Source organism: Corallococcus sp. AS-1-12, assembly GCF_020036995.1.
GTDB lineage: Bacteria > Myxococcota > Myxococcia > Myxococcales > Myxococcaceae > Corallococcus.
In genome coordinates, this window is record NZ_JAIQDD010000020.1 from 141368 (window position 1) to 164706 (window position 23339).

18 protein-coding genes are annotated in these 23339 nt (G+C 71.5%); 7 read left to right on the plus strand and 11 right to left on the minus strand.

Going from position 1 to position 23339, the window contains the following annotated elements:
• The 5 genes from K8556_RS26925 to K8556_RS26945 form a co-directional block, all read right to left on the minus strand.
• The gene (locus tag K8556_RS26925; RefSeq protein WP_223742964.1) at positions 1–1188 is read right to left on the minus strand and encodes a GNAT family N-acetyltransferase; all 1188 of its coding nucleotides are present in this window, start codon (positions 1186–1188) and stop codon (positions 1–3) included.
• A complete protein-coding gene (locus K8556_RS26930; RefSeq protein ID WP_223742965.1) occupies positions 1185–2453 on the minus strand; it encodes a GNAT family N-acetyltransferase in 1269 nt (422 codons plus the stop codon). The genes K8556_RS26925 and K8556_RS26930 overlap by 4 nt, the downstream gene beginning before the upstream one ends.
• A 46-nt stretch (positions 2454–2499) precedes the next feature.
• On the minus strand, positions 2500–3777 hold the full coding sequence (locus K8556_RS26935; RefSeq protein ID WP_223742966.1) for a sterol desaturase family protein: 1278 nt from the start codon (positions 3775–3777) through the stop codon (positions 2500–2502).
• A gap of 29 nt (positions 3778–3806) precedes the next feature.
• Positions 3807–5108, minus strand: a complete 1302-nt coding sequence (locus K8556_RS26940; RefSeq protein ID WP_223742967.1) for an aminotransferase class I/II-fold pyridoxal phosphate-dependent enzyme — start codon at positions 5106–5108, stop codon at positions 3807–3809.
• Between the two features lie 328 nt (positions 5109–5436).
• A complete protein-coding gene (locus K8556_RS26945; protein WP_223742968.1) occupies positions 5437–6450 on the minus strand; it encodes a serine protease in 1014 nt (337 codons plus the stop codon).
• 168 nt (positions 6451–6618) lie between these two features.
• Between K8556_RS26945 and uvrA the strand changes: the two genes are divergently transcribed.
• The 3 genes from uvrA to K8556_RS26960 all read left to right on the plus strand — a co-directional run bounded on the left by uvrA (position 6619) and on the right by K8556_RS26960 (position 13793).
• Positions 6619–11922: an excinuclease ABC subunit UvrA gene (uvrA, locus tag K8556_RS26950; protein ID WP_223742969.1), complete on the plus strand. Its 5304-nt coding sequence runs from the start codon at positions 6619–6621 to the stop codon at positions 11920–11922.
• A 34-nt stretch (positions 11923–11956) separates the two neighbouring features.
• The gene (locus K8556_RS26955; RefSeq protein ID WP_223742970.1) at positions 11957–12517 is read left to right on the plus strand and encodes a glutathione peroxidase; all 561 of its coding nucleotides are present in this window, start codon (positions 11957–11959) and stop codon (positions 12515–12517) included.
• Between the two features lie 130 nt (positions 12518–12647).
• On the plus strand, positions 12648–13793 hold the full coding sequence (locus K8556_RS26960; RefSeq protein WP_223742971.1) for a chemotaxis protein: 1146 nt from the start codon (positions 12648–12650) through the stop codon (positions 13791–13793).
• 6 nt (positions 13794–13799) lie between these two features.
• On the opposite strand, the gene K8556_RS26965 is transcribed toward K8556_RS26960, so the two are convergent.
• From K8556_RS26965 to K8556_RS26985, 5 genes are all read right to left on the minus strand, one after another.
• Entirely contained in the window at positions 13800–14375 is a 576-nt protein-coding gene (locus K8556_RS26965) for a DUF4136 domain-containing protein (protein ID WP_223742972.1), read from the minus strand.
• Between the two features lie 127 nt (positions 14376–14502).
• Positions 14503–15000, minus strand: a complete 498-nt coding sequence (locus K8556_RS26970; protein WP_370639972.1) for a hypothetical protein — start codon at positions 14998–15000, stop codon at positions 14503–14505.
• The gene (locus K8556_RS26975) at positions 14997–15539 is read right to left on the minus strand and encodes a zf-HC2 domain-containing protein (RefSeq protein ID WP_223742973.1); all 543 of its coding nucleotides are present in this window, start codon (positions 15537–15539) and stop codon (positions 14997–14999) included. Before K8556_RS26975 ends, K8556_RS26970 begins: the two co-directional genes overlap by 4 nt.
• On the minus strand, positions 15539–16111 hold the full coding sequence (locus K8556_RS26980; protein WP_223742974.1) for a sigma-70 family RNA polymerase sigma factor: 573 nt from the start codon (positions 16109–16111) through the stop codon (positions 15539–15541). The genes K8556_RS26975 and K8556_RS26980 overlap by 1 nt, the downstream gene beginning before the upstream one ends.
• 150 nt (positions 16112–16261) lie before the next feature.
• The gene (locus K8556_RS26985; RefSeq protein ID WP_223742975.1) at positions 16262–16738 is read right to left on the minus strand and encodes a peroxiredoxin; all 477 of its coding nucleotides are present in this window, start codon (positions 16736–16738) and stop codon (positions 16262–16264) included.
• Between the two features lie 123 nt (positions 16739–16861).
• On the opposite strand from K8556_RS26985, the gene K8556_RS26990 reads away from it, so the two are divergent.
• From K8556_RS26990 to K8556_RS27005, 4 genes are all read left to right on the plus strand, one after another.
• Positions 16862–18031, plus strand: a complete 1170-nt coding sequence (locus K8556_RS26990) for a YcaO-like family protein (RefSeq protein WP_223742976.1) — start codon at positions 16862–16864, stop codon at positions 18029–18031.
• 164 nt (positions 18032–18195) lie between these two features.
• Positions 18196–19365, plus strand: coding sequence for a TfuA-like protein (locus K8556_RS26995; protein WP_223742977.1), 1170 nt, complete (start codon positions 18196–18198; stop codon positions 19363–19365).
• Between the two features lie 379 nt (positions 19366–19744).
• Complete coding sequence (locus K8556_RS27000) at positions 19745–21619, plus strand: serine/threonine-protein kinase (protein WP_223742978.1); 1875 nt, start codon at positions 19745–19747, stop codon at positions 21617–21619.
• Between the two features lie 143 nt (positions 21620–21762).
• Positions 21763–22650: a DUF2381 family protein gene (locus K8556_RS27005; RefSeq protein WP_223742983.1), complete on the plus strand. Its 888-nt coding sequence runs from the start codon at positions 21763–21765 to the stop codon at positions 22648–22650.
• Between the two features lie 14 nt (positions 22651–22664).
• Here K8556_RS27005 and K8556_RS27010 read toward each other — a convergent pair whose 3' ends face one another.
• Positions 22665–23261, minus strand: coding sequence for a DUF3396 domain-containing protein (locus K8556_RS27010; protein ID WP_223742984.1), 597 nt, complete (start codon positions 23259–23261; stop codon positions 22665–22667).
• Between the last annotated feature and the right edge of the window lie 78 nt (positions 23262–23339).

Below are 23339 nucleotides of genomic sequence, written 5' to 3' on the forward strand. Positions count from 1 at the left end.
TCACGCCGCCTTGTGGGAGGGGGGCTGGTCGCCTTCGTCGGACGTGGAGACGCGGAAGCGGCGCCGCTCCTGGGGCTGCTTCTCGCTCAGCAGCAGCGGCAGCAGCGGGTTGATGAGCGGCCGCAGCCAGGGGGACTGCAGGCGCGCGGCCATGGTCATCCCCTCCAGGTCCGCGCCCACGGTCTGCTTGACGAAGTAGCTGGTCAACCCCAGGTCCGCCACCCGGCACCCGTGCAGGGCCGCGTGCTCCAGCTCCTTCCAGAGCAGCAGGTAGTACGCGGGGGTGCCCTCCGTGCGCGCGTAGTCCATGCCGATGAGGAAGGGGTTGTGCACCCCGCCGCCCGTGCCCGTGAGGATGAAGGCGATGAGCTCGCCCTCCTTCGTGCGCAGCGTGAGGAAGCTGCTGGTGGCGGGCATGCGCTCGGCGAGGGTCTCGAAGAAGGCGCGCGGGAAGGGGTTGCGCTTGAACTCCGAGGCGCCCTCGTGGACCTGGAGGTAGAGCGGGTAGCACGCGTCGATGAGCGGGCGGAAGTCCCGCACGCGCTCCACCTGGAACCCCAGCGCCTCCGCGTCCTTCAGCTTCTTGCGCAGGTTCTGCCGCGACTTCTTCTTCAGCCGCTGGAAGTGCTGCTCGCTGCTCATCCCGTCGAGCGTCACCATCGCCATGGGGTGGTTGGCCACCGGCTTGAAGCCCCGCTCCAGGAACCACGACTGCAGCCGCAGGTCCTCCGGCAGCCCCTCCATGAAGTCGCGCACCAGCAGCAGCGCGGAGTCCGTGCAGACCGTGTCGCAGGCCTCCAGCAGCGCCTGGGCGAAGTCGTGCTCCGACAGCTTGCGCGCGTCGTACCACCAGTGCCGCTGCGCCGTTTCGAAGGTGCCCACCATGCCCAGGCCCAGGGACAGGAAGCCCGGCATCACCCGGCGCACGCCCTTGGCCAGGGCGCCCACCCGGTCCGGCATGAGGAGGGTGAGGTCCAGGCGCTCCTCGGTGATGACGGCCAGGCCGACGACGTCCTCGCCCTGGGACATCACCAGGTAGCCGAACTTCCGCTCCGGGAACGAGTCCTCCAGGCACGACAGGAAGGCCGCGCTCTTGAAGGGGTGGCCCTGGGCCAGCTTCTCGTCCCAGAGCGCCTGGGGCACCTGCTGGATGCTGGGGACAATCCGCGTGGTGGTGGCCGTGCTCATTCCTCGCTCCCGTCGTCCAGCCGCTCGAAGTGGATGCCGTGACGGGCCAGGCCGTCGTCGTTCTCCTTCATGTCCCGGAACACGCGCTGCGAGCGCGGCAGCGGCGTGGGCGGGAACAGCTCCGCGCCGAAGCGCTTCAGCAAGGCGTCCAGCACCGGGTTCGTGTGGTGGACGGCCAGGTAGAGCCGGTCCACCACCGCGCCGATGCTCGCCTTGACGGCGTAGCTCGTCTGGCCCAGTTGCACCACGGCCTTGCCGTGGGCCTCCAGCACCTCCACGATCTTGTAGATGCTGTTGAAGTACAGCGCGCCCTCGTCCCTCATGCGGTAGTCCAGCCCCAGGTAGATGGGGTGCACCCACTCGTCGTCCTTGAGGAACAGCTCGAAGGACACCAGCTCCTCGCCCTTGAAGCACAGGAGGGCGAAGACGCGCTCGCCCATGAGCGCGGGCAGCCGGGCGAAGAAGTCCACGCTGAGCGTCTCGAAGCGGATCTTCGAGCGGTTCAGCACCTGGAGGTACAGCGGGTGCATCTGTGCGGCGTAGCGGGAGAAGTCCGCGACCTGCTCCCAGCGCAGGCCCGCCTCCTGGACGCGGGCCATGCGGTTGTTCATGAGGGAGCGGTACTTCTTGCGCAGCCGCTCCCGGTAGGTGCTCTTCCCGGGCTCGCCCAGGTAGAGGTAGGTGGTGGCGGCGCTCTCCACGAAGGAGAAGCGCGGGGACAGCACGTCCCGCACCTCCGGCAGCAGCCGGGTGGTGAGCTCCTTCATGAAGACCAGGCCCAGCTTCAGGTGCCGGGCCCGGGCCACCACCTCGTCGGAGATGGCCCGCAGCACGGCGTCACGGCGCGGCTTCGGCAGGTCCGGGCGCACGCCCAGCAGGTCCTTGCAGATGGCGATGGGCGTCCCGATGACGAAGGCGTTGAGGAACAGGAAGCCCGGCAGGACGCGGCGCACCTGGGAGACGACCTTGTTGACGTTGTCCGGCGCGATGACCGTCAGCGACATCCGGAAGCGGAAGCACGGCACGACGGCCAGCACCTCGGACGCGCTCCGGACCTGGAGGTAGTGGAACTGCACGTCCTCCAGGCTGGCGGCCTCCGTGGCCTGGTGCAGCTCATAGGCCTGCATCACGTCCGAGGTCGGGAAGCAGGTGTTCCAGGCCTCCCGGCCGATGTCCTGGATGGAGGAGACCCAGCGGAATTCGAGCGGCCCTGGAGGGGCGTGGGGCGCGGGGGCGCTCCCGATGGCGGTGGCGGACGCGGTCATGACGTGTCGTGCGAAGGAGGGACGGAAGAGAAGAAGGGGAGGCGGCTCAGGCGGCCAGCGCGCCCGGGGTCCGGGAGGCCTGGGACGCGCCCTCCTGGAACACGGCGCGGAAGCGCAGGAGCCACAGCGAGCCGAGCACGGGGTGCAGGAGCAGGGGCAGCGCGCCCGTCAGGGGCAGGCCTTCCATCAGCGCCAGGGCGGGGACGAACAGCGCCACGCAGGCCAGCCGCGCGCACTCCATCCGCCAGGCCCAGGGGCGCGAATCCATCAGCACGCCCAGGGTCCAGGTGCTGACGAGCACCAGCCCCAGCGCCAGGACGCGCGCGGCCACGCCCAGCGTGTCCAGGTACCACGCCACCAGGAGGATGCCGGTGGCGAGCACCAGGAACTGCGCGAAGCAGTAGGCGGCCACGGGCCAGGGCAGCCTGGGGTCGTACTTCTGGAACGTGGCGGACGGCCCGTCGTCCGCGTGGCGGAAGCGGTCCGCGCGCAGGGAAGGGGGCGTCCAGCCCGGACCGCGCACGACGCACAGCAGCTTGTCGGACACCCGCTCGCAGGCGGCGGCCTTCTGGAAGAGCTCGCCGAAGTAGTGGAAGTGCGCGGTGAAGGGGTTCCACGAGCGCAGGCCCGCGCGCAGCCCATAGACGGGAGGGTGCTCCGGCAGCTCCGGCTGGTAGGTGCCGAAGAGCAGGTCCCACACGACCAGGATGTTGCCGTAGTTCTTGTCGATGTACGGCGTGTTGCGGCTGTGGTGGACGCGGTGCTGGGACGGGGTGACGAGCACCTTCTCCAGGAAGCCCAGCGGCGGCACGTAGGTGTTGTGGATGGCGTACTGGAAGACGAGCTGGAGGCTGGTGATGCCCAGGAAGACCTCCGGCGAGATGCCCAGCAGCGCCATGGGCACGAAGAAGGGCCACGTGGTCAGCTCGCCCAGGGCGCTCTGGCGCACCGCCAGGCCGAAGTTCATGTCCTCGCCCGAGTGGTGGACGACGTGGATGCCCCACATCCACGCCATGGTGTGATGCAGGCGGTGCGCCCAGTAGTAGAAGAAGTCGTAGGACAGGAACGCCAGCACCCACGTCCACGCGGAGTCGTTGGGCAGCGCGAAGAGCGCGTGGTGCCGGTGCACGTAGCCGTAGAAGACGAACGTGGCCCCGGCGATGACGACGCTGCCCAGGACGGTGAGCAGGCTCATCGTCACGTTGGTGATGAGGTCGTTGAGCCGGTACGCCGGCCGCCGCCGCAACACCCCCACCCCCAGCTCCAGGAGGATGGGGGTGAAGAACACCGGCAGCCCGTAGAGGAGCTGTTCCTTGAGGTCCATGGGCGCGAGTCCTGGGAGGGGGGCGTGCGTCAGGTGCCGGTGGGAGACAGGGCCGGGTCCTGCTGCTGGAGGCCCAGCTTGCGGCTGCAGCGGTCCAGGGTGTCCAGGAAGCGCTCCAGGTCCGCCTGCCGCAGGTTGGCGCTGACGTTGATGCGCAGCCGCGTCCGGTTCTTGCTCACCGCGGGGTAGCCCACCGGGTTGACGTAGATGCCCTCCTCGTGGAGCAGCCGCGTCAGCTCGAAGGTCTTCTCGTAGGCGGGCATCAGCACGGGGATGATGGGGGACTCGCTGTTCATGCAGTCCAGGCCCATGGCGCGGATGCCGGTCCGCAGGACGTTCTCGTTGTGGTGCAGCCGCTGCTGCAGCTCGGGCTCCTCCTGGAGGATGCGGATGCCCTCCAGCAGGCCCGCGGCGACGGGGGGCGGCAGCGAGGCGGAGAAGATGTAGCCGTTGGAGCCGAAGCGCAGCAGGTCGATGGTGGCCTTCGCGCCGGCGGCGAACCCGCCGATGCCCGGCAGGCCCTTGCTGAGGCTGCCGGTGAGCACGTCCACGCCGTGCTGGAGGGCGAAGTGCGCCGGGGTGCCCCGGCCGTTGGGGCCCATGGCCGCGGTGGCGTGCGCGTCATCCACGAGCACGAAGGCGTTGTAGGACTCCGCCAGCGCCACGATGCCCGGAAGGTCCGCCACGTCGCCGTCCATGCTGAAGACGCCGTCGGTGATGATGAACTTGCGCTGCTCGAAGGGCAGCTTCTTCAGCATGCCTTCGATGCTGCGCAGGCTCTTGTGCCGGAAGGTGCGCACGTCCGCGCCCGACAGCTTCAGCCCGTCGATGATGGACTGGTGGTTGAGCATGTCCGACAGCACGACGTCGCCCTCGCCGCACAGCGCGGACAGCACGGACAGGTTCGCCGCGTAGCCGCTGCTGTAGGTGACGCAGTCCTCGAAGCCGAGGAACTCCGCCAGCGCGCGCTCCAGCTCCAGGTGCAGCTCGCAGGTGCCGTTGAGCAGCCGCACGCCGCTGACCGTCGTGCCGTAGCGCTTGAGGGCCGCCTCCGCCGCGGCCACCACGCGCGGGTGCCCGTTCAGGCCGGAGTAGTTGTAGGAGCCGAAGTGGAGGACCTCCCGGCGTCCGCGCGAGGCCGCCTCCCGGCGGGTCGGGCTGAGGCTGACGCTCGCCTCGCGGCCCGGGATGCCGTGGAACACGCGGCCGATGACGTCACAGTGGTGGTTGTCCACGTAGTAGTGGACCGCCTTCTGGACCTCCTGGAGCCGGGCGGAGCCCACGGTGAGGTCACGGTTCTTCACGACACGGGGAGGGGCGGCGATGTCCATGGATGTTGCTTCCCGGGCCACGGCGCATGGGTCCCCTGCCTTCGGGCGCTCCCCTCCCGTTGCGCGCCGTGCGGCGAGCGCCACGGGCGGTGGGAAGCGAGGCCTCGACGGCGGTCCGGGTACGGGGAGCCGCTGCGCGTGGACGCTTCAAACGCAGGTGTGAGTGCGGGGGTGTACCGGATGGCCACGCCGCCGAGCCCCGGGTCGGGTGCTCGCCGCAGTCCCCCACCGTGGCGACTTCCAGTTATACAATGATAACCAGATTGTCAAAGGCTGGATGTTTATTTTGTTTTTACTGGAATTGACCCGGATGTATCGGGGTGCGCCCCTAGTTGAGGTACGTCTTCGGCGGGGGGCGCCTGCTGGCGGGGGGGGGAGGCGCCGGGCGGGACTGGCGCCACCGGCCGATGACGTCCATCAACCCGTCGAACGTGTCTCGCAGGGCCCAGGCCCGGTCCTCCACGTCCTTCAGGGCCTCGCAGCGCAGGAGGCCGTCGCGCAGCGCGCGCTGGACGCCGGGGCAGTCGTCGCGCTCGTCGATGAGCTGCTCGGCGGTGTGCGCGTAGAGGCGGTAGCAGCCCTCCACGTCGCCCCGGTTGTAGGCGGGGGCGCCCACGTTGATGGCCTGGCCCAGCAGCGAGGCCACGGACTCCACGGCCGGCGTCGCGCAGCCCTCCAGCAGGCCCACGGGATGCTGCGGCACCTGTCGCACGCGCATGGCTCGCTGCCGGGGCGCGTCCAGCGCGGACAGCGGGCGGGGCGGGCCGGGCGTCTTGAGGAGGGGCGCGATGTAGCGCACCGGGATGACCAGCCCCAGCGCGCGGCCGTTGGCGAGCGCCGCGGTGGCCAGCCCCACCACCTGCCCGCGCGCGTCCAGCACCGGCGAGCCGGACGCGGCCTCGGGCAGCGTGCGGGACAGCTCCAGCAGGGTGAGCCATTCGCCCAGCACCTGCACCGCGCGGACCTCCAGCAGGCGCGGTTCGGGGGCGCGGTCCGCGTGGGCCTGGATGACGTGCAGGGACTCGCCCTCCGAGGGCAGCGTGGCGGGGCCCAGCGGGAGGGGGGGCACCAGGTCCGGGACGGAGAGGCACAGGAGGGCCAGGTCGCGGCGCTCGTCCACGGCCGCCACCTGCACCACCGGGGAGCGCAGGCCGTCCGGCAGCACGGCGGTGATGGCGCGGGCGCTGGCCACCGCGTGGAGGCTGGTGACGACGTGGCCTTCGGGGGAGATGACGAAGCCCGTGGCGGTGTGACCGCCCAGGTCCAGCAACACCAGGGAGGCACTCGTGCGCCGAAGGGCCTCTTCGGCCCGCGCACGGCGTACCTGGACGTCATCGGACATGGCCACCCCCGTTCGGCCGGCATTCCCACCGGGATGCGTTGGATGTGACCGGCCGCATCACGTTGTATCAGCCTGCCCGCTCCCCACCCAACCCACCCGGGCGGTGCGATGTTGGCCGTCATGTTGTGATTGGCGCGCGACTGTCCGGTCGTTAAACCTCCGGCCGGCATGCACAAGACCCACCTCGTCGGCGCCCGCACCCACAACCTCAAGGATCTGTCCGTCGACCTCTCCGAAGGGGAGTTCGTCTGCGTCACCGGCGTGTCCGGGGGCGGCAAATCGAGCCTCGCGCTGGACACGCTCTACGCGGAGGGGCAGCGCCGGTTCGTGGAGAGCTTCAGCCCGTACGCCCGGCAGTTCCTCGAGCGGCTGGAGCGGCCGCCCATGGACGCGCTGGAGCCGGTGGCCGCGGGCGTCGCGGTGGACCGCCGCGCGCCGGTGAAGAGCTCGCGCAGCACGGTGGCCACGCTGGCGGACGTGGAGCCGTACCTGTCCGCGCTCTTCACCCGCGAGGCGATGCCGGTGTGTCCGGACTGCGGCCTGGAGGCGGTGCGCACCGACGCGCGCGTGGCCGCGCAAACCGCCCTCCGCGAGCACCCGGACGCGCAGGGCGTCTTCACCTACCCGGTGCGCATCCCGGACACGGCCGCCTTCATCGACGCGCGGGCCCGGCTGCTGAAGGACGGCTACCACCGGCTGATGGTGCAGGGCGAGGTGAAGGAGCTGGAGACGCTCAAGCCGGGCGAGGCCACCGACCCCGCGGGCGTGGCGCAGGTGGTGGTGGACCGGGTGAAGCTGACGGACGCGAACCTGTCCCGCGTCACGCAGGCGCTGGAGGACGCGTGGGCGCGCGCGGACGGCGAGGCGCTCCTCTTCCTGCCGGAGACCGCGCCCCAGAAGCTGCGCCGGGGGCTGGTGTGTCCGAAGTGCGCGCGGGAGTTCGAGCTCGCGAGGCCGGGCCTCTTCAGCTACCAGAGCCCGGTGGGCGCGTGCGCGCCGTGCCGCGGCTTCGGGCGCACCATCGGCATCGACTGGGGGAAGGTGATCCCCAACCCGGGCTTGAGCCTGGCGCAGGGGGCCATCCGCCCGTGGTCCAGCCAGTCCACGAGCTGGGAGCGGGAGATGCTCCAGCGCTACTGCAAGCAGAAGGGCATCCCCTTCGACAAGCCGTGGGAGAAGCTCACCGCGGCCCAGCGCGAGGCGGTGCTCCAGGGCGAGGGTGACTACGACGGCGGCCGCGTCTACCCGGGCGTGCGCGCGTGGTTCCGGTGGATGGAGGGCCGCACGTACAAGATGCACGTGCGCGTGCTGCTGGCCCGCTACCGCGCGTACACGCTCTGCGAGAGCTGTCACGGCGCGCGCCTCAACGAGCAGGCCCGCGCGTGGCGCGTGGGCGGCCTGGACCTGCCGGCGTGGCACGGGCTGGAGCTGACGGACGCGCTGGCGCGGCTGGACGGGCTGAAGACGCTGACGGGGCAGGGGGACCTGGCGCGGCGGGAGCTGTCCGCGCGCCTGCGCTATCTCCAGCGCGTGGGCCTGGGCTACCTCACGCTGGACCGGCCCGCGCGCACGCTGTCCGGCGGCGAGGCGCAGCGCGTGTCGCTGACCGCGGCGCTGGGCACGTCGCTGACGGGCGCGCTGTTCGTGCTGGACGAGCCCACCGTGGGCCTGCACCCGGGGGACGTGCCGCCGCTCACGGAGGCCATCGCGGAGCTGGCGGACCGGGGCAACATCGCGCTGGTCATCGAGCATGATCCGCTGATCATCCGCTCCGCGCACCGCGTGCTGGAGCTGGGCCCGGGCGCGGGACGCCATGGCGGCACGCTGTGCTTTGACGGCACCCCGGAGGCGCTGGCGAAGCGGCAGGACCTGCCCACCGGCCGCATGCTGTCCGGGGGCGCGGAGGCGCCGCGCACGCCGCGCACCCGCACGGGCGAAATCGTCATCCGCGAGGCGCGCGAGCACAACCTGAAGGACGTGTCCGTGCGCGTGCCGCTGGGCGTGCTGTGCGCCATCACCGGCCCCAGCGGCTCCGGCAAGAGCACGCTGATGGACGAGGTGCTCTACCGGCACCTGGCGCGCGGGCTGGGCGTGAAGGACGTGGAGGCCCCCGGTGACGTGGCGGCGGTGGAGGGTGGGGCGCAGGTGGAGGCCATCACCTTCGTGGACCAGTCCCCGCTGGGGCGCACGTCGCGCGGCAACGCGGCCACGTACACCAAGGCGTGGGACCGGCTGCGCGAGCGCTTCGCCTCGGAGCCGGACGCGGAGGCGCGGGGCCTGACGTCCGCGCACTTCTCCTTCAACGTGGACAAGGGCCGCTGCGAGGCCTGCTCCGGTGAAGGCTACGAGACGGTGGAGATGCAGTTCCTCGCGGACGTGGCCCTCCTGTGCGCGGTGTGCCGGGGCCGGCGCTTCAAGGAGGAGGTGCTCGCCGTGCGCCACCAGGGCTTCAGCGTGGCGCAGGTGCTGGAGATGACGGTGGACGAGGTGCTCCAGCACTTCGGTGACGACTCCGCGCTCAAGCGCACGCTGGGGCCGGCGCAGCGGCTGGGCCTGGGCTACCTGCCCCTGGGCCAGCCCCTGTCCACGCTGTCCGGCGGCGAGGCGCAGCGGCTGAAGCTGGCGCGCGCCCTGGCGAGCGACGCGAAGGGCACGCTGTTCCTCATCGACGAGCCGAGCGCGGGCCTCCACGCGGAGGACGTGCGCCACGTGATGGCGTCCCTGCACGCGCTGGTGGACCGGGGCGCGAGCGTGCTCGTGGTGGACCACGACGTGTCGGTGATGAAGGGCTCGGATTGGATCATCGACCTGGGGCCCAAGGGCGGCCGGGACGGTGGCCGGCTGGTGGCGGAGGGCACGCCCGCGGACGTGGCGAAGGTGAAGGGCAGCGCCACCGCCGCCGCGCTGAGGGGCGAGGGCAAGCCGCTGGCGAAGGCGGTGAAGCTGCGCCGCCCGGGGAAGGAGGCGCCGCCCGCCATCGAGGTGGAGCACGCGCGCGAGCACAACCTCCAGGACGTGTCCTGCCGCATCCCCCTGGGGAAGATGACGGTGGTGACGGGGCCCAGCGGCTCCGGCAAGAGCTCGCTGGTGTTCGACGTCGTCTTCGCGGAAGGCCAGCGCCGCTTCCTGGAGACGCTGACGCCGTACGCGCGGCAGTTCCTGCCCACGCTGCCGCGCCCGGACGTGGAGCGCATCAGCAGCATCCCGCCCACCGTGGCGCTGGAGCAGCGCACGTCGCGCGCGGGGTCCACCAGCACCGTCGCCACCGTCACGGAGGTGGCCCACTACCTGCGGCTCATGTACGCGAAGATTGGCGAGCCGCACTGCCCGCATGACGACACGCCCATCGGCGCCACCACGCCGGCCGCGCTCTATGCGCAGGTGCTGGCGACGAAGGGCGACGGGCAGGTGCTGGCGCCCGCGGTGCGCGCGCGCAAGGGCACGTACCTGGACGTCTTCACCGCGGCGGCTCGCGCGGGCATCACCCAGGCCATCGTCGACGGGGCGCTGGCGTCCACGGACAACCCGCCGCGGCTGGCGAAGACGAAGGAGCACGACATCGACCTCGTGATGTACGAGGGCAGGCTCGCGAAGCTGCCGCGCGAGGTGTTCGACGCGTCGCTCAACTGGGGCAAGGGCGCGGTGAAGCTGCGCGCGGGCAAGGCGGAGACGCTCCTGTCCAGCGAGCGCACGTGCCCGAAGTGCGGCACCGCCGTGCCGGAGCTGGATCCGCGCTGGTTCTCCTTCAACACGAAGCAGGGCCGCTGCGAGTCGTGCGAGGGCACCGGCGTGCAGGGCGGCGCCGCCGCGATGGCCGAGGGCGAGACGGCCCCGTGCCGCACGTGCGCGGGCACCCGCCTGTCCCCGGTGCCGCGCGCGGTGCGGCTGGAGGGCGCGCGCTACCACGAGGTGGTGCAGGCGTCCGTGACGGCCACGCTCGCGCGCGTGCGCACCTGGAAGCTCAAGGGCGACCGGGCGCTCTTGGGGGAGACGGCGCGGCAGGAGATGCTGCGGCGGCTGGAGTTCCTGGAGCGCGTGGGCCTGGGCTACCTGTCCCTGGACCGCAACGCCGCCACGCTGTCCGGCGGCGAGATGCAGCGCTTGCGGTTGTCCGCGCAGTTGGGCGCGGGGCTCACCGGCGCGATGTACGTGCTGGACGAGCCCACCATCGGCCTGCACCCGCGCGACACGCACCGGTTGCTCGACAACCTTCGCGCGCTGGTGGAGACGGGCTCCACGGTGCTGGTGGTGGAGCATGACTCGGACACCATCCGCGCCGCGGACCACCTGCTGGACCTGGGGCCCACGGGCGGCCGGGGCGGCGGCCACATCCTGGCGGAGGGCACGCCGGACGTGGTGCTGGAGTCGGACTCGCCCACCGCGCAGGCGCTGCGGGCCGCGCAGGTGCGGCCTCCGTCCGGCCGGGGGGAGCCGAAGGCCTGGGTGGAGCTGAAGGGCGCTCGCGCGAACAACCTCCAGCGCGTGGACCTCAAGCTGCCGGTGGGGCGGCTCAACGTCGTCTCCGGCGTGTCGGGCTCCGGCAAGAGCACGCTCATCCGGCAGGTGCTGTACCCGGCGCTGCGCGACAAGCTGGGGCTCGTCACGGCGAAGGCCGGCGCGTTCGACGCGCTCAAGGGCACGGAGTCCATCAAGCGGGTGCTGTCGGTGGACCAGTCGCCCATCGGGCGCACGCCGCGCTCGGTGCCGGCGACGTTCCTGGGCATCTGGGACGAGCTGCGCCGCGTGTTCGCGGCCACGCCGGAGGCGAAGATCCGCGGCTTCGGGCCCGCGCGCTTCTCCTTCAACACGGCGAGCGGCGGGCGCTGCAAGGTGTGCGAAGGGCAGGGCGCCATCTCCCATGAGATGTCCTTCCTGCCGGACGTCGTCACGCCGTGCGAGGCCTGCAACGGGGCGCGCTTCGACGCCGCCACGCTGGAGGTGCGCTACCACGGGCTCACCGTGGGCGACGTGCTGCGCCTGTCCGCGGACGAGGCCAAGGACGTCTTCCGCGCGCTGCCCAAGGTCGCCGCGCCGCTGGAGTGCCTGGCGGACCTGGGCGTGGGCTACCTGCAACTGGGGCAGGGCTCCAACACGCTGTCCGGCGGTGAGGCGCAGCGGCTCAAGCTGGCCGCGGAGCTGACGGCCACCTCCCGCCACGAGCCCACGCTGTACGTGCTGGACGAGCCCACCACCGGCCTGCACCTGGGCGACGTGGAGAAGCTGATCACCTTCCTGGGCCGGCTGGTGGACCGGGGCGACACGCTGGTCGTCATCGAGCACCACCCGTCCGTCATCGCCGCGGCGGACCACGTGGTGGAGCTGGGGCCGGAGGGCGGCGAGGGCGGAGGCCGCATCGTGGGCGAAGGCACGCCGCGCGAGGTGGCGAAGCTCAAGACGCCCACGGGGCGCGTGCTCAAGTCGGTTTTTTCCACTGAAGAACCCCGGGCGCGCGCCGCCTCACGCGGACGGTGAAACGATGCGGCCCTTCCGGCATCCTGCACGCGCCATGAGAACCTCCCTGCTGTGCACCGTCGCGACGGTGCTCTCCCTCTCCACGGCGGCCTCCGCCGCGGACAAGACCGAGAAGAAAGCCATGTCCTTCCACCAGCTCTCCGCCAACCGGCTCGACGGAAAGCCCGAGAAGCTGTCGGACTTCCAGGGCAAGGTCGCCCTCGTCGTGAACACCGCGTCCGAGTGCGGCTACACGCCGCAGTACAAGGGCCTCCAGGCGCTCTACGACAGCTACAAGGACAAGGGCGTGGTCGTCCTGGGCTTCCCGTCCAACGACTTCGGCGGGCAGGAGCCGGGCACCTCCGAGCAGATCGCGAAGTTCTGCGAGCTGCGCTTCAAGGTCTCCTTCCCCATGTTCGAGAAGGTGAAGACCAAAGGCGAGGGCCAGTCCCCCGTCTACGCGTTCCTCGCCAGGGACCACGGCGAGCCCAAGTGGAACTTCCACAAGTACGTGGTGGGCAAGGACGGCCAGGTGAAGGCCGCCTTCCCCAGCAGCGTGACGCCGGACAGCCCGGAGCTGAAGGCCGCCATCGACAAGGCGCTCGCGGAGAAGTGACCCCGGCGCGGGAGCGCGCGCATCCGGCGATGCGCGCGCCCCGGGCTCACCGTCGGGTCCATGACGGTGGCGTCACCCCCGGGCCCTGCTCGGCGGTGGGGCAGGACGTGCGCAGCTTGCGGGCCGGCCCATGGCTCCGGCTCCTTCCCCCATCCGCGCGGTGACCGTGGTGCTGCTCGCGGCGCTGTGCGGTGGATGCGCGTCGCTGGAGCCCCAGCGCTCGGAGCTGGCCACGCGGGTGGGACGCTCCGACCTGTCCGTGGCGGTCATGCGCACGCGGGTGCGCGACCTGGCCCGGCGCTTCTCGGGACTCATCGAGGCCATGGCGGACGACCTGGCCGCGCGCTCCGGTTCACCGCCGGTGGCGTCGGCCATGCTGCGCTTCAAGGCCAACGCGGTGCCCGCCGTGCAGAGCGCGCTCCTCCAGCCGGACCCCATGGCCGCCCTCATCGACACCTGGGCGCTGCTGGCCCAACTCGAGGACTCGCTGCCGCGCGCCGCGGTGGGCGCATCTCCGGAGCTGCTGGCGCAAGCCCATGACTCGCTGGTGGCGCTGGAGTCCGAGGTGGAGGCCGAGTGGCGCGTGGTGACAGGCCGCGAGGACGTGACCGCCGCCCGCGACCAGGTGCACGCCTGGGCCGGGGAGCACCCGCTGACCGGGCCGCTCGTCACGCGCGTGTCCACCACGGCCCTGCTGGCCTCCCTCACGGACGTGACGGGCGGGGGCCTGCGCTCCACGGCCGCGGGCCTCGTCGAGGACACGCGCGACCTCACCGCGCGCGTGGACCTCTACGCGACCAGCCTGCCCCGGCAGGCGCGCTGGCAGGCGGAGCTGGTCGCCACGGATGCCCTGCATGCTCCCTCCGTCCAGGCCGCGGTGGCGGAGCTGGGGCGCACGGTGGACCTGCTGGACAGGGTGGGCGCGGTGGCCGCGGACACGCCCGCGCTCATCGAACGTGAGCGCCGCGCGGTGCTGGCGGCCTTGCGCTCCGAACGCCTGGGCCTCCAGGAGTTCGTCACCGGTGAGCGGCAGGCGGTGCTCGCGGACGTGGGCCGGGAGCGGCAGGCGGTGGTGGACGCGCTGCACGCCGAGCGCGTGGCCACGCTCCAGCAGTTGGACGGCCTTGCGCGCGGCTGGGTGGACCACGCGTTCGACCGGCTGGGCCCGCTGGTGGACCGCGTGTTCCTCTGGCTCACGCTGCTGGTGGTGCTGCTGGGCGCGGGAGGCCTGCTGGGGGGCCTGCTGCTCACGCGGGCGTGGCGGCGCGCGCGCTGAAGGCGCCTACTTCTTCTCCTCCAGCTTGGGCGGGAACTTCTCCAGCATCTTGTTCACGCCTTTTTCAATCTTCTCGCCGTTGGCCTGGGCGCTCGGGCTGTCTCCCAGGTTCGCCTGGGCCGTGCCGCGCCAGACGAGCTTCTTCTCCTTCGCGTCCACCACGTCGAGGATGAGCGTGCCCACGTCGTACTGGCGCACGTACGTCTGCGAGGGCCCGTAGTACGAACCCCAGAAGGGGTCCCACGGGTAGCCCCAGTAGTTGTCCACCGTCTCCGCGGACAGCCGCGTGTCGATGGCGCCCTGCCAGCCGATGAGGAAGTCCGGGTTCTCGCTCGCATCCACCTTCTGGTAGCCGCGGGACTGGAGGTCGCGGTCCACCGCCCCCGTCACCTGGGCGCTGGTGATGTCGTTGTTGATGCGCGAGTCGTTCCCCTGCTGGGGATGTGACAGCCACGCATAGGTGTGGAAGTCGTTGATTCGCTGGGCGGCGGCGGGGTCGTAGTTGGTGCCGACATCGACGCCCGCGCAGGACGCGAGCCCCAGGCCCACGAGCACGGGAAGAACACGGGACAGCAGACGCATGGCGGACTCCGGAAGGAGGGGCGTCCCTTGGGGAAGGGACACGGTCAACGCCACGACGTTGGGTATGGCCCCCGGGGATGACCGCCCGTGCCCGCCCGTCCGCCTCCGACTCGCGGGAGGGGCGGCCTCAGTCGCCGCGCGATTCCTTCGGTCCCCTGGCCTTCAGCCCCTTCAGGCTCTCCGAGCGGGCCATGAGCACGGCCAGCCGGGCGCGCTTCTCCGGGGACAGGTCCTTGGCGAGCGCCTGGTACAGCTCCCGGTCCAGCGCGGCGATCTGCGCGCGGGCGTCGAAGACCTTCTGCGCCGCCGCGTCCACCTGACCCAGCGCCGCGCTGTCCCCCCGCGACGCCAGGTGGAGGATGCGCGCCGAGTCCCGCACCTGCTCACGCAGCGGGCGGCGCCGGTCCTCGAAGCGGCGCAGCGTCTCATCCATCTTCAGGGCCTGCGCGCTGTCCAGCTCCAGCGTGTCCGCCAGCTCCAGCACCTGCCGCAGCCGGTGCCGCTGCTCGGCCCGGGCCATGCGGTCGGCGTCGCGCGCCCCTGGCTCCCGGGGCCCGGGCTGCGCCAGCGCCAGCATGGGCAGCGCGAACACGAGCCCCCAGGTCATCCGCTTCATCGTCTTCACAGTGTCTCTCCCAGGTCGAAGTCCCCGTCCAGGTCGGGGTCGTCCCACGACAGGTCCTCGTCCAGGCCGTACCCCGAGCCTTCGTCCTCCAGCGGCTCCAACCCGGCCCACGCCTCGAAGGCGGCAAGCGTCTCCGGGTCCACGTCGTCGCGGGCGCTCACGGACGGCTGCGCGGCGGCCGGCGTCTTCACCGGGTGGGGTGCCTTGAGCCGCTCCAGCGCGGAGGGCCCCAGCATCAGCGCCACCACTGCCGCCACGGCCGCGAGCGACCCCAGCGCCCGGCGGCCCATGCCCCGGCGCGTCTGCTCCCGGCGCCAGGCCGCCAGGGTCCTGGCCCCCAGGCCCTCCTGCGCGCGCACCTCCACGGGCGTCTGGGGCGGCAGCGCCACCAGGCCCAGCAGCTCGCGAGCGGAGGCCACCTCCGCCTGACAGGCCGCGCAGGACTCCAGGTGGGCCTGGAAGCGCGCGGCCTCCTCGCCCTCCAGCGCCTCCGCGGCGTGGAGGCTCGCCTGCTCCTCGTATTCCACGCACGCACCCATCACCGCGTCTCCCCGGCCACGTCGGCCTTCAAGCGTTTCACCGCGTGGTGGAACTGCACCTTCGCGTTGTTCTCCGTGATGCCCAGCGTCTCGGCGATGTCCTTGAACGGCAGCCCGCCGTCCACCCGCAGCGTCAGCACCTCGCGCTGACGGCGGGGCAGGGCCAGCACCGCCTGGCGCACCCGTTGGCCCTGCTGGGTGCGCTCCAGCGACGCGTCCGCGCCCTCGCTCATGTCCGCCGCCACGTCATCCGTCACCGGCTCCACCAGCACCGGCCGCCACCGCAGCCCCTGGCGCGCGTGGTTCTTCGCCAGGTTGAGCGCCACCCGCACCAGCCACGAGCGGAACGGCGTGGGCGTGGCGGGCGTGAAGCGCGCGAACACCCGCCGCGACGCCTCCAGGGCCCGGAGGAACGCCTGCTGCGTCAGGTCCGCCGCGTCCTCCGCGCTCACGGTGTAGCGGCGCATCAGCGAGAAGACGAGGCCCCGGTGCCGTTCGAAGAGCTGGCCGAACGCCGTCGCGTCCCCCGCGAGGAAGGCCCCGCACAGGGCCTCGTCCGAGAGAGCGCTCACGGCCCCACCGGGCCGCACCAGTCCTAGGACCCGTCCGCTCACAGGGGCTTGAACCCTCCAGGGGCCGGAAGGTTATTTTCCGGCCCGTTTTTCGCCCCCAGGGATGTGCGCGGGACGTCCGGTACCGGGCAGGCGGGCGGGCGCGAGGCCTCAGGCGGAGGCGGTGTCGCCGCCCGGGGTGGGGTGGGCCTGGAGGTACTTCAGCACGTCGTCCAGGTGGCGGTAGACGCGCACCTCGTGGTGGATGACGTGCTCGACGACGCCGTCCGCGCCGATGATGAAGGTGACGCGCCGGTCGATGTTGAGGACCGGCCACAGCACGCCCCAGGCGCGGCTGATCCGCCGCTCCTCGTCTCCCAGGAGGGCGAAGTGGATGCCCTCCTGCTCCGCGAAGTCGCACTGGGTGGTGAGCGTGTCCACGGAGACGCCGACGAGCTCGGCGCCCAGGGCGCGGATCCGCTCGTGGTTGTCCCTGAAGGCGCGGTTCTCGATGGTGCAGCCCACGGTGAAGGCGCGAGGGAAGAAGAAGAGCACGACGCGCCGGCCTCGCAGCTCCGACAGGCGCACGGTCTGACCGTGGCAGTCGGTCGCGGCGAAGTCCGGTGCGGGTTCTCCGACGGCAATCATTCGATGCGCGCTCCATCCCGAGACGGCGGGGGCCGCCCTTCCCCTACCACGTTTTCCCCGCCATCCCATGCCGCGCCGCGCCGGGTGTCCGCTCCCCGGAGAATCTGGCTAAGGTGACCCATCGTGTCGCCTGCCTCGACGGACCCTGTCCCCCCCGCATTTCTCGATGCCCTGGCCCGTGCCCTGGGGGTGACCCGGGTCGCCCGGGTGACCGGCCTGGACCGCACCGGCGTGGAGGTGGCCTGCGCGGTGCGTCCAGGTGGGCACGTGCTCCAGGTCTGTAATGGCAAGGGGTTGACGTTCGAGGCCGCGGCCCGGGGCGCCCTCTTCGAGACCGCGGAGCTGTGGGCGGCGGAGACGGTGCGGCCGGAGCGGCTGCGCTGGGGCTCCCGGACGGAGCTGGAGCGGGAGGGCGACACGGTCTGGGGCGTGGAGGCGCTCGGGTCGGCGGGCGCGGTGGTGGCGCCGAGGCTCGCGGGGCCGGCGGTGCGGCTGGCGTGGTGCGAGGCGCGGACGCTGGACGGGGGCGAGCGGGTCTGGGTGCCGGCGCAGGGGGTGTACTGCCCGCCTTCGGGGACGGTGGAGCTGGGGCCGGTGTCGGTGGCGTGGACGACGAATGGCTCCGGCGCGCATCCGGAGTCGGAGCCGGCGCTGCTGCACGCGCTGCTGGAGGCCACGGAGCGGGATCAGCTCTCGAGGGCGCTGCCGGAGGGGTGGTCGGAGGAGGGCGTGGTGGGGCGGATGCTGCGGCCGGAGGCCCTGGAGGACGGGGCGCCGCGCACGGCCGCGTTGAGGGACGCGCTGGGGGCCCAGGGGTTCCGGGCGTACCTCTTCGATGTGACGCCCGCGCCCCGGACGCGGAGGAGGGTGGGGCTGCCCGTGGCGGCGGCGGTGCTGGTGGACGCGGACGAGGGACCGGTGCCGCTCACGGCGGGCTATGCGTGCGCGATGGACCGGGACGAGGCGTTGCTGAAGGCCTTGCTGGAGGCCGCGCAGTCGCGGCTGACGGACATCCACGGAGCCCGTGAGGACGTGGCGGCGGCGGACCGCGAGGCGGCGCTGGGCTTCGCGCAGGCCCTGTCGGAGGTGAGGCCCCGCCGAGCGGTGGACGCGATGCCGGACGTGGCGGACCGGCGCGCGAGGACCCACGCGGCGAAGGTGAGCACGGTGTTGTCGCTGCTGGGCGAGTCGGGATTCACAAGGGTGGCGGGAGTGGCGCTGGACGCACCGTTGCCCGGGCTGCACGTGTGGAAGGTCGTGGTGCCGGGCATGCGCGTGTCGGAGCTCCTGTGAAGCGGCGATCAGGTGTGAAGGGTGCCGGGGGCCAGGGCGTCCCGGATGACGCGAGCAAGCCCGCGCGTGCAGGGGCGCGCGTGAAGCGCAGCGGCACCGGGCCCGTGGAGCCAGGTGCCCCGGCAGCCGGGACCGACGCGGGGCGTGCGCGTGAAGGCGCCCGCGTGAAGCGCCGGCCGGACGACCTGGTGGTGTTCCTGGGACCTTCGTTGCCCGCGGCGGAGGCGCGGCGGATCGCGCCGTGCACGGTGTTGCCTCCCGCGCGGCAGGGGGACGTGTGGCGGGCGCTGTCGCTCAAGCCCCGGGCGCTGGTGCTGGTGGACGGCGTCTTCGAGGCGCAGCCGTCCGTGTGGCACCACGAGCTGCTCGCGGCGCTGGAGGCCGGAGTGGCCGTGTTCGGCGGAGGCAGCATGGGCGCGCTGCGTGCCTCCGAGCTGTCCGAGCACGGCATGGTCGGCGTGGGCCGCATCTTCGGCTGGTATCGCGACGGCGTGGCGGTGGACGACGCGGAGGTGGCGCTGCTGCACGCGGACGCCGAACACGGCTGGCGCCCCCTCACGGTGCCCCTGGTGAACGTGCGGCACGCGGCGGAGCTGGCGCGAAAGGCGCGCGTGCTGGGGCGCGCGGGGGCACAGGCCCTGGTGGACGCGGCCGCGGGCATCTTCTACCAGGAGCGCACCTGGACCCGGATCCGCGAGGCCGTGGAGCCCGCGTGGACCCGGCCCGTGCGCGACGCCTGGGACGCCTGGTTCGCGGGCGGCGTGGAGGACCTCAAGCGGCTGGACGCCATCGAGTGCGTGCGCGCGGGCGCGGAGTTCGTGAGCCGTGCGCCTCCGCCGCAACCTGGAGCGCGGCGCAATCCTTCGTCGCTGGTGCGGCGCCGGCGCCTGATGGAGGACGTGACGCGCGTGGGCTCGCGCGCCGTGGACTCCGGGCGCGTGATGGAGTTGCTGCGCGGCGCGCCGGATGCGGATGCATGGGCGCAGGCGGGCCTGCGGCGGGCGTTGCTCGCGGGCTGGGCGCGTTCGCTGGGGCTCGCCGCGACGGAGGAGGAGCTCGCCGCGGAGGAGGCCGCGTGGTGGACCGAGCGGAACGTTCGTGCCTCGCGCCGTGAGGCCTTCCTCGCCGCGAACGGGCTCGACGCGCTGGAGCTGCGCCGCCTGTGCGAAGCCCGCGCGCTGGAGCGCCTGGCCTTGCAGCACGCGTCGCGGCTCCTGCCGGATGGCCCTTCCTGGGACGAAGCCCTGGCCTCCGAGGCCCGCCTGGGAGGCCAGTGGGAGCAGGCCGCCCGCGCGCTGGCGGAAGCCGACGACACGGCCGACGAAGGCGGATAGCCGGCCCGAAGACGGGCCCCGCGCAATCCCAGACAGGGGATGCCGTCACATCCGGACAGGCTGAAAGCTGTTTCACGAACCTCGGGCTGCCTGGCGGGTTGGACGCCCGTTCAGGGGCGACCCCCCTGCTGCGTCACGAAAAAACGTGACAGCCCCGCAGGGCCAGATAGGGTCAACCCCGGAGGTTGTCCGCATTGAACACCGCTCCCTGGGTGGTTCCGCCAAGCAGGTCCGCGCCGTCGTCGGCCGGGCATGCTCGCGGATTGCGGGGAATCCGACCTCTGCGGTGGGGTGTGGCAGGGAAGTCGCCCTCGCCGGTCCTGAAACCCCGGGTGGCCGTCCCCACCTCCCAGGTTGTGTCACGGCATGAGTCAGAGGCATGAGTACACCGCTCCACCCGGACCAGCTTGAAGTCGGCCACCACGTCGGCCCTTGGCGAATCGTCGGGACGCTTGGCGCGGGAGGCTTCGGGCGGGTGTTCAAGGTGGAGCGGAGCGGGAATGTCTACGCGCTGAAGCTCGCGCTGCGTCCGGCGAACCAGCACGCCAGCGATGAAGAGGACGTCAACGGGCGGCTCGCGCGGGAGGTGGCGGCGCTGCTCGCGTGCGCGCCGCATCCCAACCTGCCGCGCGTGCACGCCGTGGATCGCTGGCCGGAGCCACCGGACGGCTACCTCTTCCACGTCACGGACTTCGTGGACGGCGAGACGTTCCACGAGTGGCGCTGGAGGGTGAAGCCCTCCGCCGCGCACCTGCTGACCGTCTACACGGAGGTCGTGCGGGTGGTGGCGGATCTCCACCGCAGGGGCGTGCATCACCGCGACCTCAAGTCGGACAACCTGCTGATCCGCCGCCTGGATGAGCGCCCCATCCTCATCGACCTGGGCACGGCGCGCATCCCGGGAGCCTCCACGCTGACCGTGGGCGTGGCGCCCGCGTCGCCGCACCTCCTGCCGCCCGAGTGCGTGACCTTCCTGCGCGAAGGCTCCTGGAAGTCCGGAGCGAACTTCGATGCGGGCATCCCGGGCGACCTGTACGCGCTGGGCGCGCTGCTCTACGAGTCCCTGACGGACGGCTACGCCTTCGACCCACGCCTTCCCTACGAACGGCTGCTGCCCGCCATCGAAACAGTGGTGCCGCGAGCGCCGAAGGACATCAACCCCAAGGTCCCCTCCAGCCTGTCGGACATCGCGATGCGGCTGCTCTCCAAGCGCCCCGAGGATCGCTACTCGGGGACGGAGACGCTGCTGCAGGCGCTCTGGGACGCCGCGAAGGACAAGCGCCACGCGGACTGGAAGGTCTCGCTGGACGTCCCCGCGGCTCCAGATGAGGCCGGGCTGGACCGGGGCGTCGTGTCGCTGTCCCAGTTCCCCGGGAGCGCTCCGCCGCCGACGGCGCAACCCCGGGAGTCAGCGCCTTGGGAACCGTCCTTGCCCGCGCAGGCCGTCGAGCCGAAGCGGCGCCGCCGCAACGGCGCGGTGCTCGCCCTGGGCGCACTCCTGCTGGGCTTCTTGATCTTCGGGCTGGCGCGGCTGACGCCGGCCCGTCCTCCACCTGTTGTCGCGCCTGTGTCTGAGAAAGGAAGTCCGTCCGTGACACCAACCCCGAGTCTTCCCGATGCCGCCGTGCTCGCGGTGGCGTCTTCCCCGGATGCGGGTGTCTCCGCTGCGGTGGAGCCGACTCCGCCCGTGTCCACCGCGGTTGCGCCTCCCTCTGTGAAGCCCCTGCGAGCGGACGGCGGTGTCATGCGGAAGATCGCTGGAGCGGCCGTTGCGGCCTGCGTGGGCGCGTCATGCGCGGGCGGCAGTGCCAACGCCCCCAGGGATCGGAGCGAACCGTGCCCTGCGGGGGCCAAGGAGGCCATGCTGGAGTTGAGGTCCGGCCACATGGCGTGGGATGGCCTCTGGCTGAAAGAGTCGCAGCGATTCGAGCTGGAAATCCGTGAAGGACCCATCCAGGGCATCGTCCATAATGCGGCGGCGAGGCGCGGTGCCTTGCCGATAGGGACGGTCGTGAAGGGCCGCGCGGTGTTCGATCCGCTGATCACCCGACTGCTCTTCACGCAGGCCATCCTACCTGACGGGAGGGTCTTCCCCATCTGCATGGAGTACTTCGACGTGGACGGCACTCAGATCGGCCATGCGGTGAACTCGCAAGGCTACAGTCCGGACACCCCCACGACCCGGTGGATCCCGAACCAGTTGTACGGTGTGGTTGGGGTCAAGCGGCTCAACATATACTACGAGCCCAGGTAGCAGGCACTTCGCCAGGTCGATGCCTACTCGTGGAGGTGGGTCATCCGCGAACGGCGGGTCCGCGTAAAGCCCCGTGATAGAAGGGAGCTTCTGTTGCCCCGGTTCGAGGAGCCCTCCCCACCGTGCCCTCCTGTCTGTTCGTCGTGCTTCCGGTTCTTCTCTGGTCGACCCATGTATTGGCGGCTCCTCCCGTCGGAAACGACGCGGTTGAGGGGACGCTCCGGATGGAAGTGGGAGCGGATGGCGTGGGGACGCGCCCCATCCACATCGGGCCAGGGGTGAGCACGACGCTCCTCTTCGATACCGACATCCAGCAGGACCAACTGAGCCTGGAGTCACGAGCCCAGTTCACACGGGTGAGCACGGGCAGTTCCGTGCTCGTGCTCGTGCCATCCAATGACTTGCAGGGGGGAGGCAGCTTGAAGCTGTCCATTCCCTTCAAGGATGCGGGCTCGGCGCTTCCCTCCAGGTTGTTTTTGACCTTGGTGGTGGGTTCAGGCGCCGTGGATCGGCAGGTGGAGATCTACCGACGGGTGCGTTCCGCGGAGTCGTACCACCAGGAAGTGCAGCAACTTCGCGCGGAGATCGAGCGCTTGCGGCAGGAGCGCGTTTCCTCGGGCGGGAGCACGCGTGAGCCGATGGGGCTTCGGGGGCTCCTGATAGGCTCGACGTCACTTCCTGGCATTGGGATCAATAGAAAATGGGAGCCCGCCAACTGCAGGCGCCCGTGTTCATTCCAGATGGACAGGGGCGCGGCGTTCACGGCAGGCCCGAGGCGAGCCGTGCAGATGGTGCTGCGAACGGCCGACAAGAAGCCGTGGACCATCGGGAGGGCCGTGCTGGTGGACCGGAGGGGAAGGGAGTGGCAATCCTTTCCGCCCTTTCAGACCGGCCCCATTGCCGCCGAGTCCGAGGCGACATTGATTCTGGAGTTCGATGTGAACAACGCGGAGCTGGAGGGCTATCAACTGATCGTCACGGATGTAGATGGCATCCGGACGGTGCATTGGAGTGGCGTCAACTTCCCCTGAGCCCGAAGCCCCGCTCAGTCCAGGAACCGGCGCTCCCATCGACGCTGGCCTTCGGTGTCTCGCCAGGGGCGGGAGTCGCCCTGGAAGTACAGCCAGGGCTCCAGGACGCGGGCCAGCTCACGGTAGGCCGGTAGCACAGGGCTCTGCGTCACGTCTCCCGCGTCGGGTTCACTTCCCAGGGTGATGACCGCACGCTCACCGGACAGTGACTGCACCGTCGTGCCAGGACTCTTGAGCCGTCCACGAAGGGCCTCCACGCCGCCCAGTTCCGTGAGCACCGGCGGCCCCAGGAAGTTCAGCCAATGGACACCGCGGATCCGGTCGCCCAGGTGCAGGGACGCGGACTCATCGGGAACATCCATTCCGGGATGGCGAAGGCGTTCGCGCTGGATCCATTGATCGACCTCCAGCAGTCCGAGCTCTGCGTTGAACGCAAGGCCCGCGTGCCCCGAGGCGAACGGGAGGTCCGCTGAGAGTTTCAGTGCCAGCTCGCGAACGGCGTCAGGCCCGTGTGATTCCAGGAACTCCGTGGGGAGCCAGAATGTGACGGTGCTCGACAGCCGCGATGCATCAGGGGACCCGGGATTCTCCCTCCACTGGCCTTCATAGATGGTAAGCGTTCACGGGGTGGTGCTCGCCTGCGGGGTCAGTGAGGCAGCGAACGGTGGGCCTCACCACGCTCGACGTGG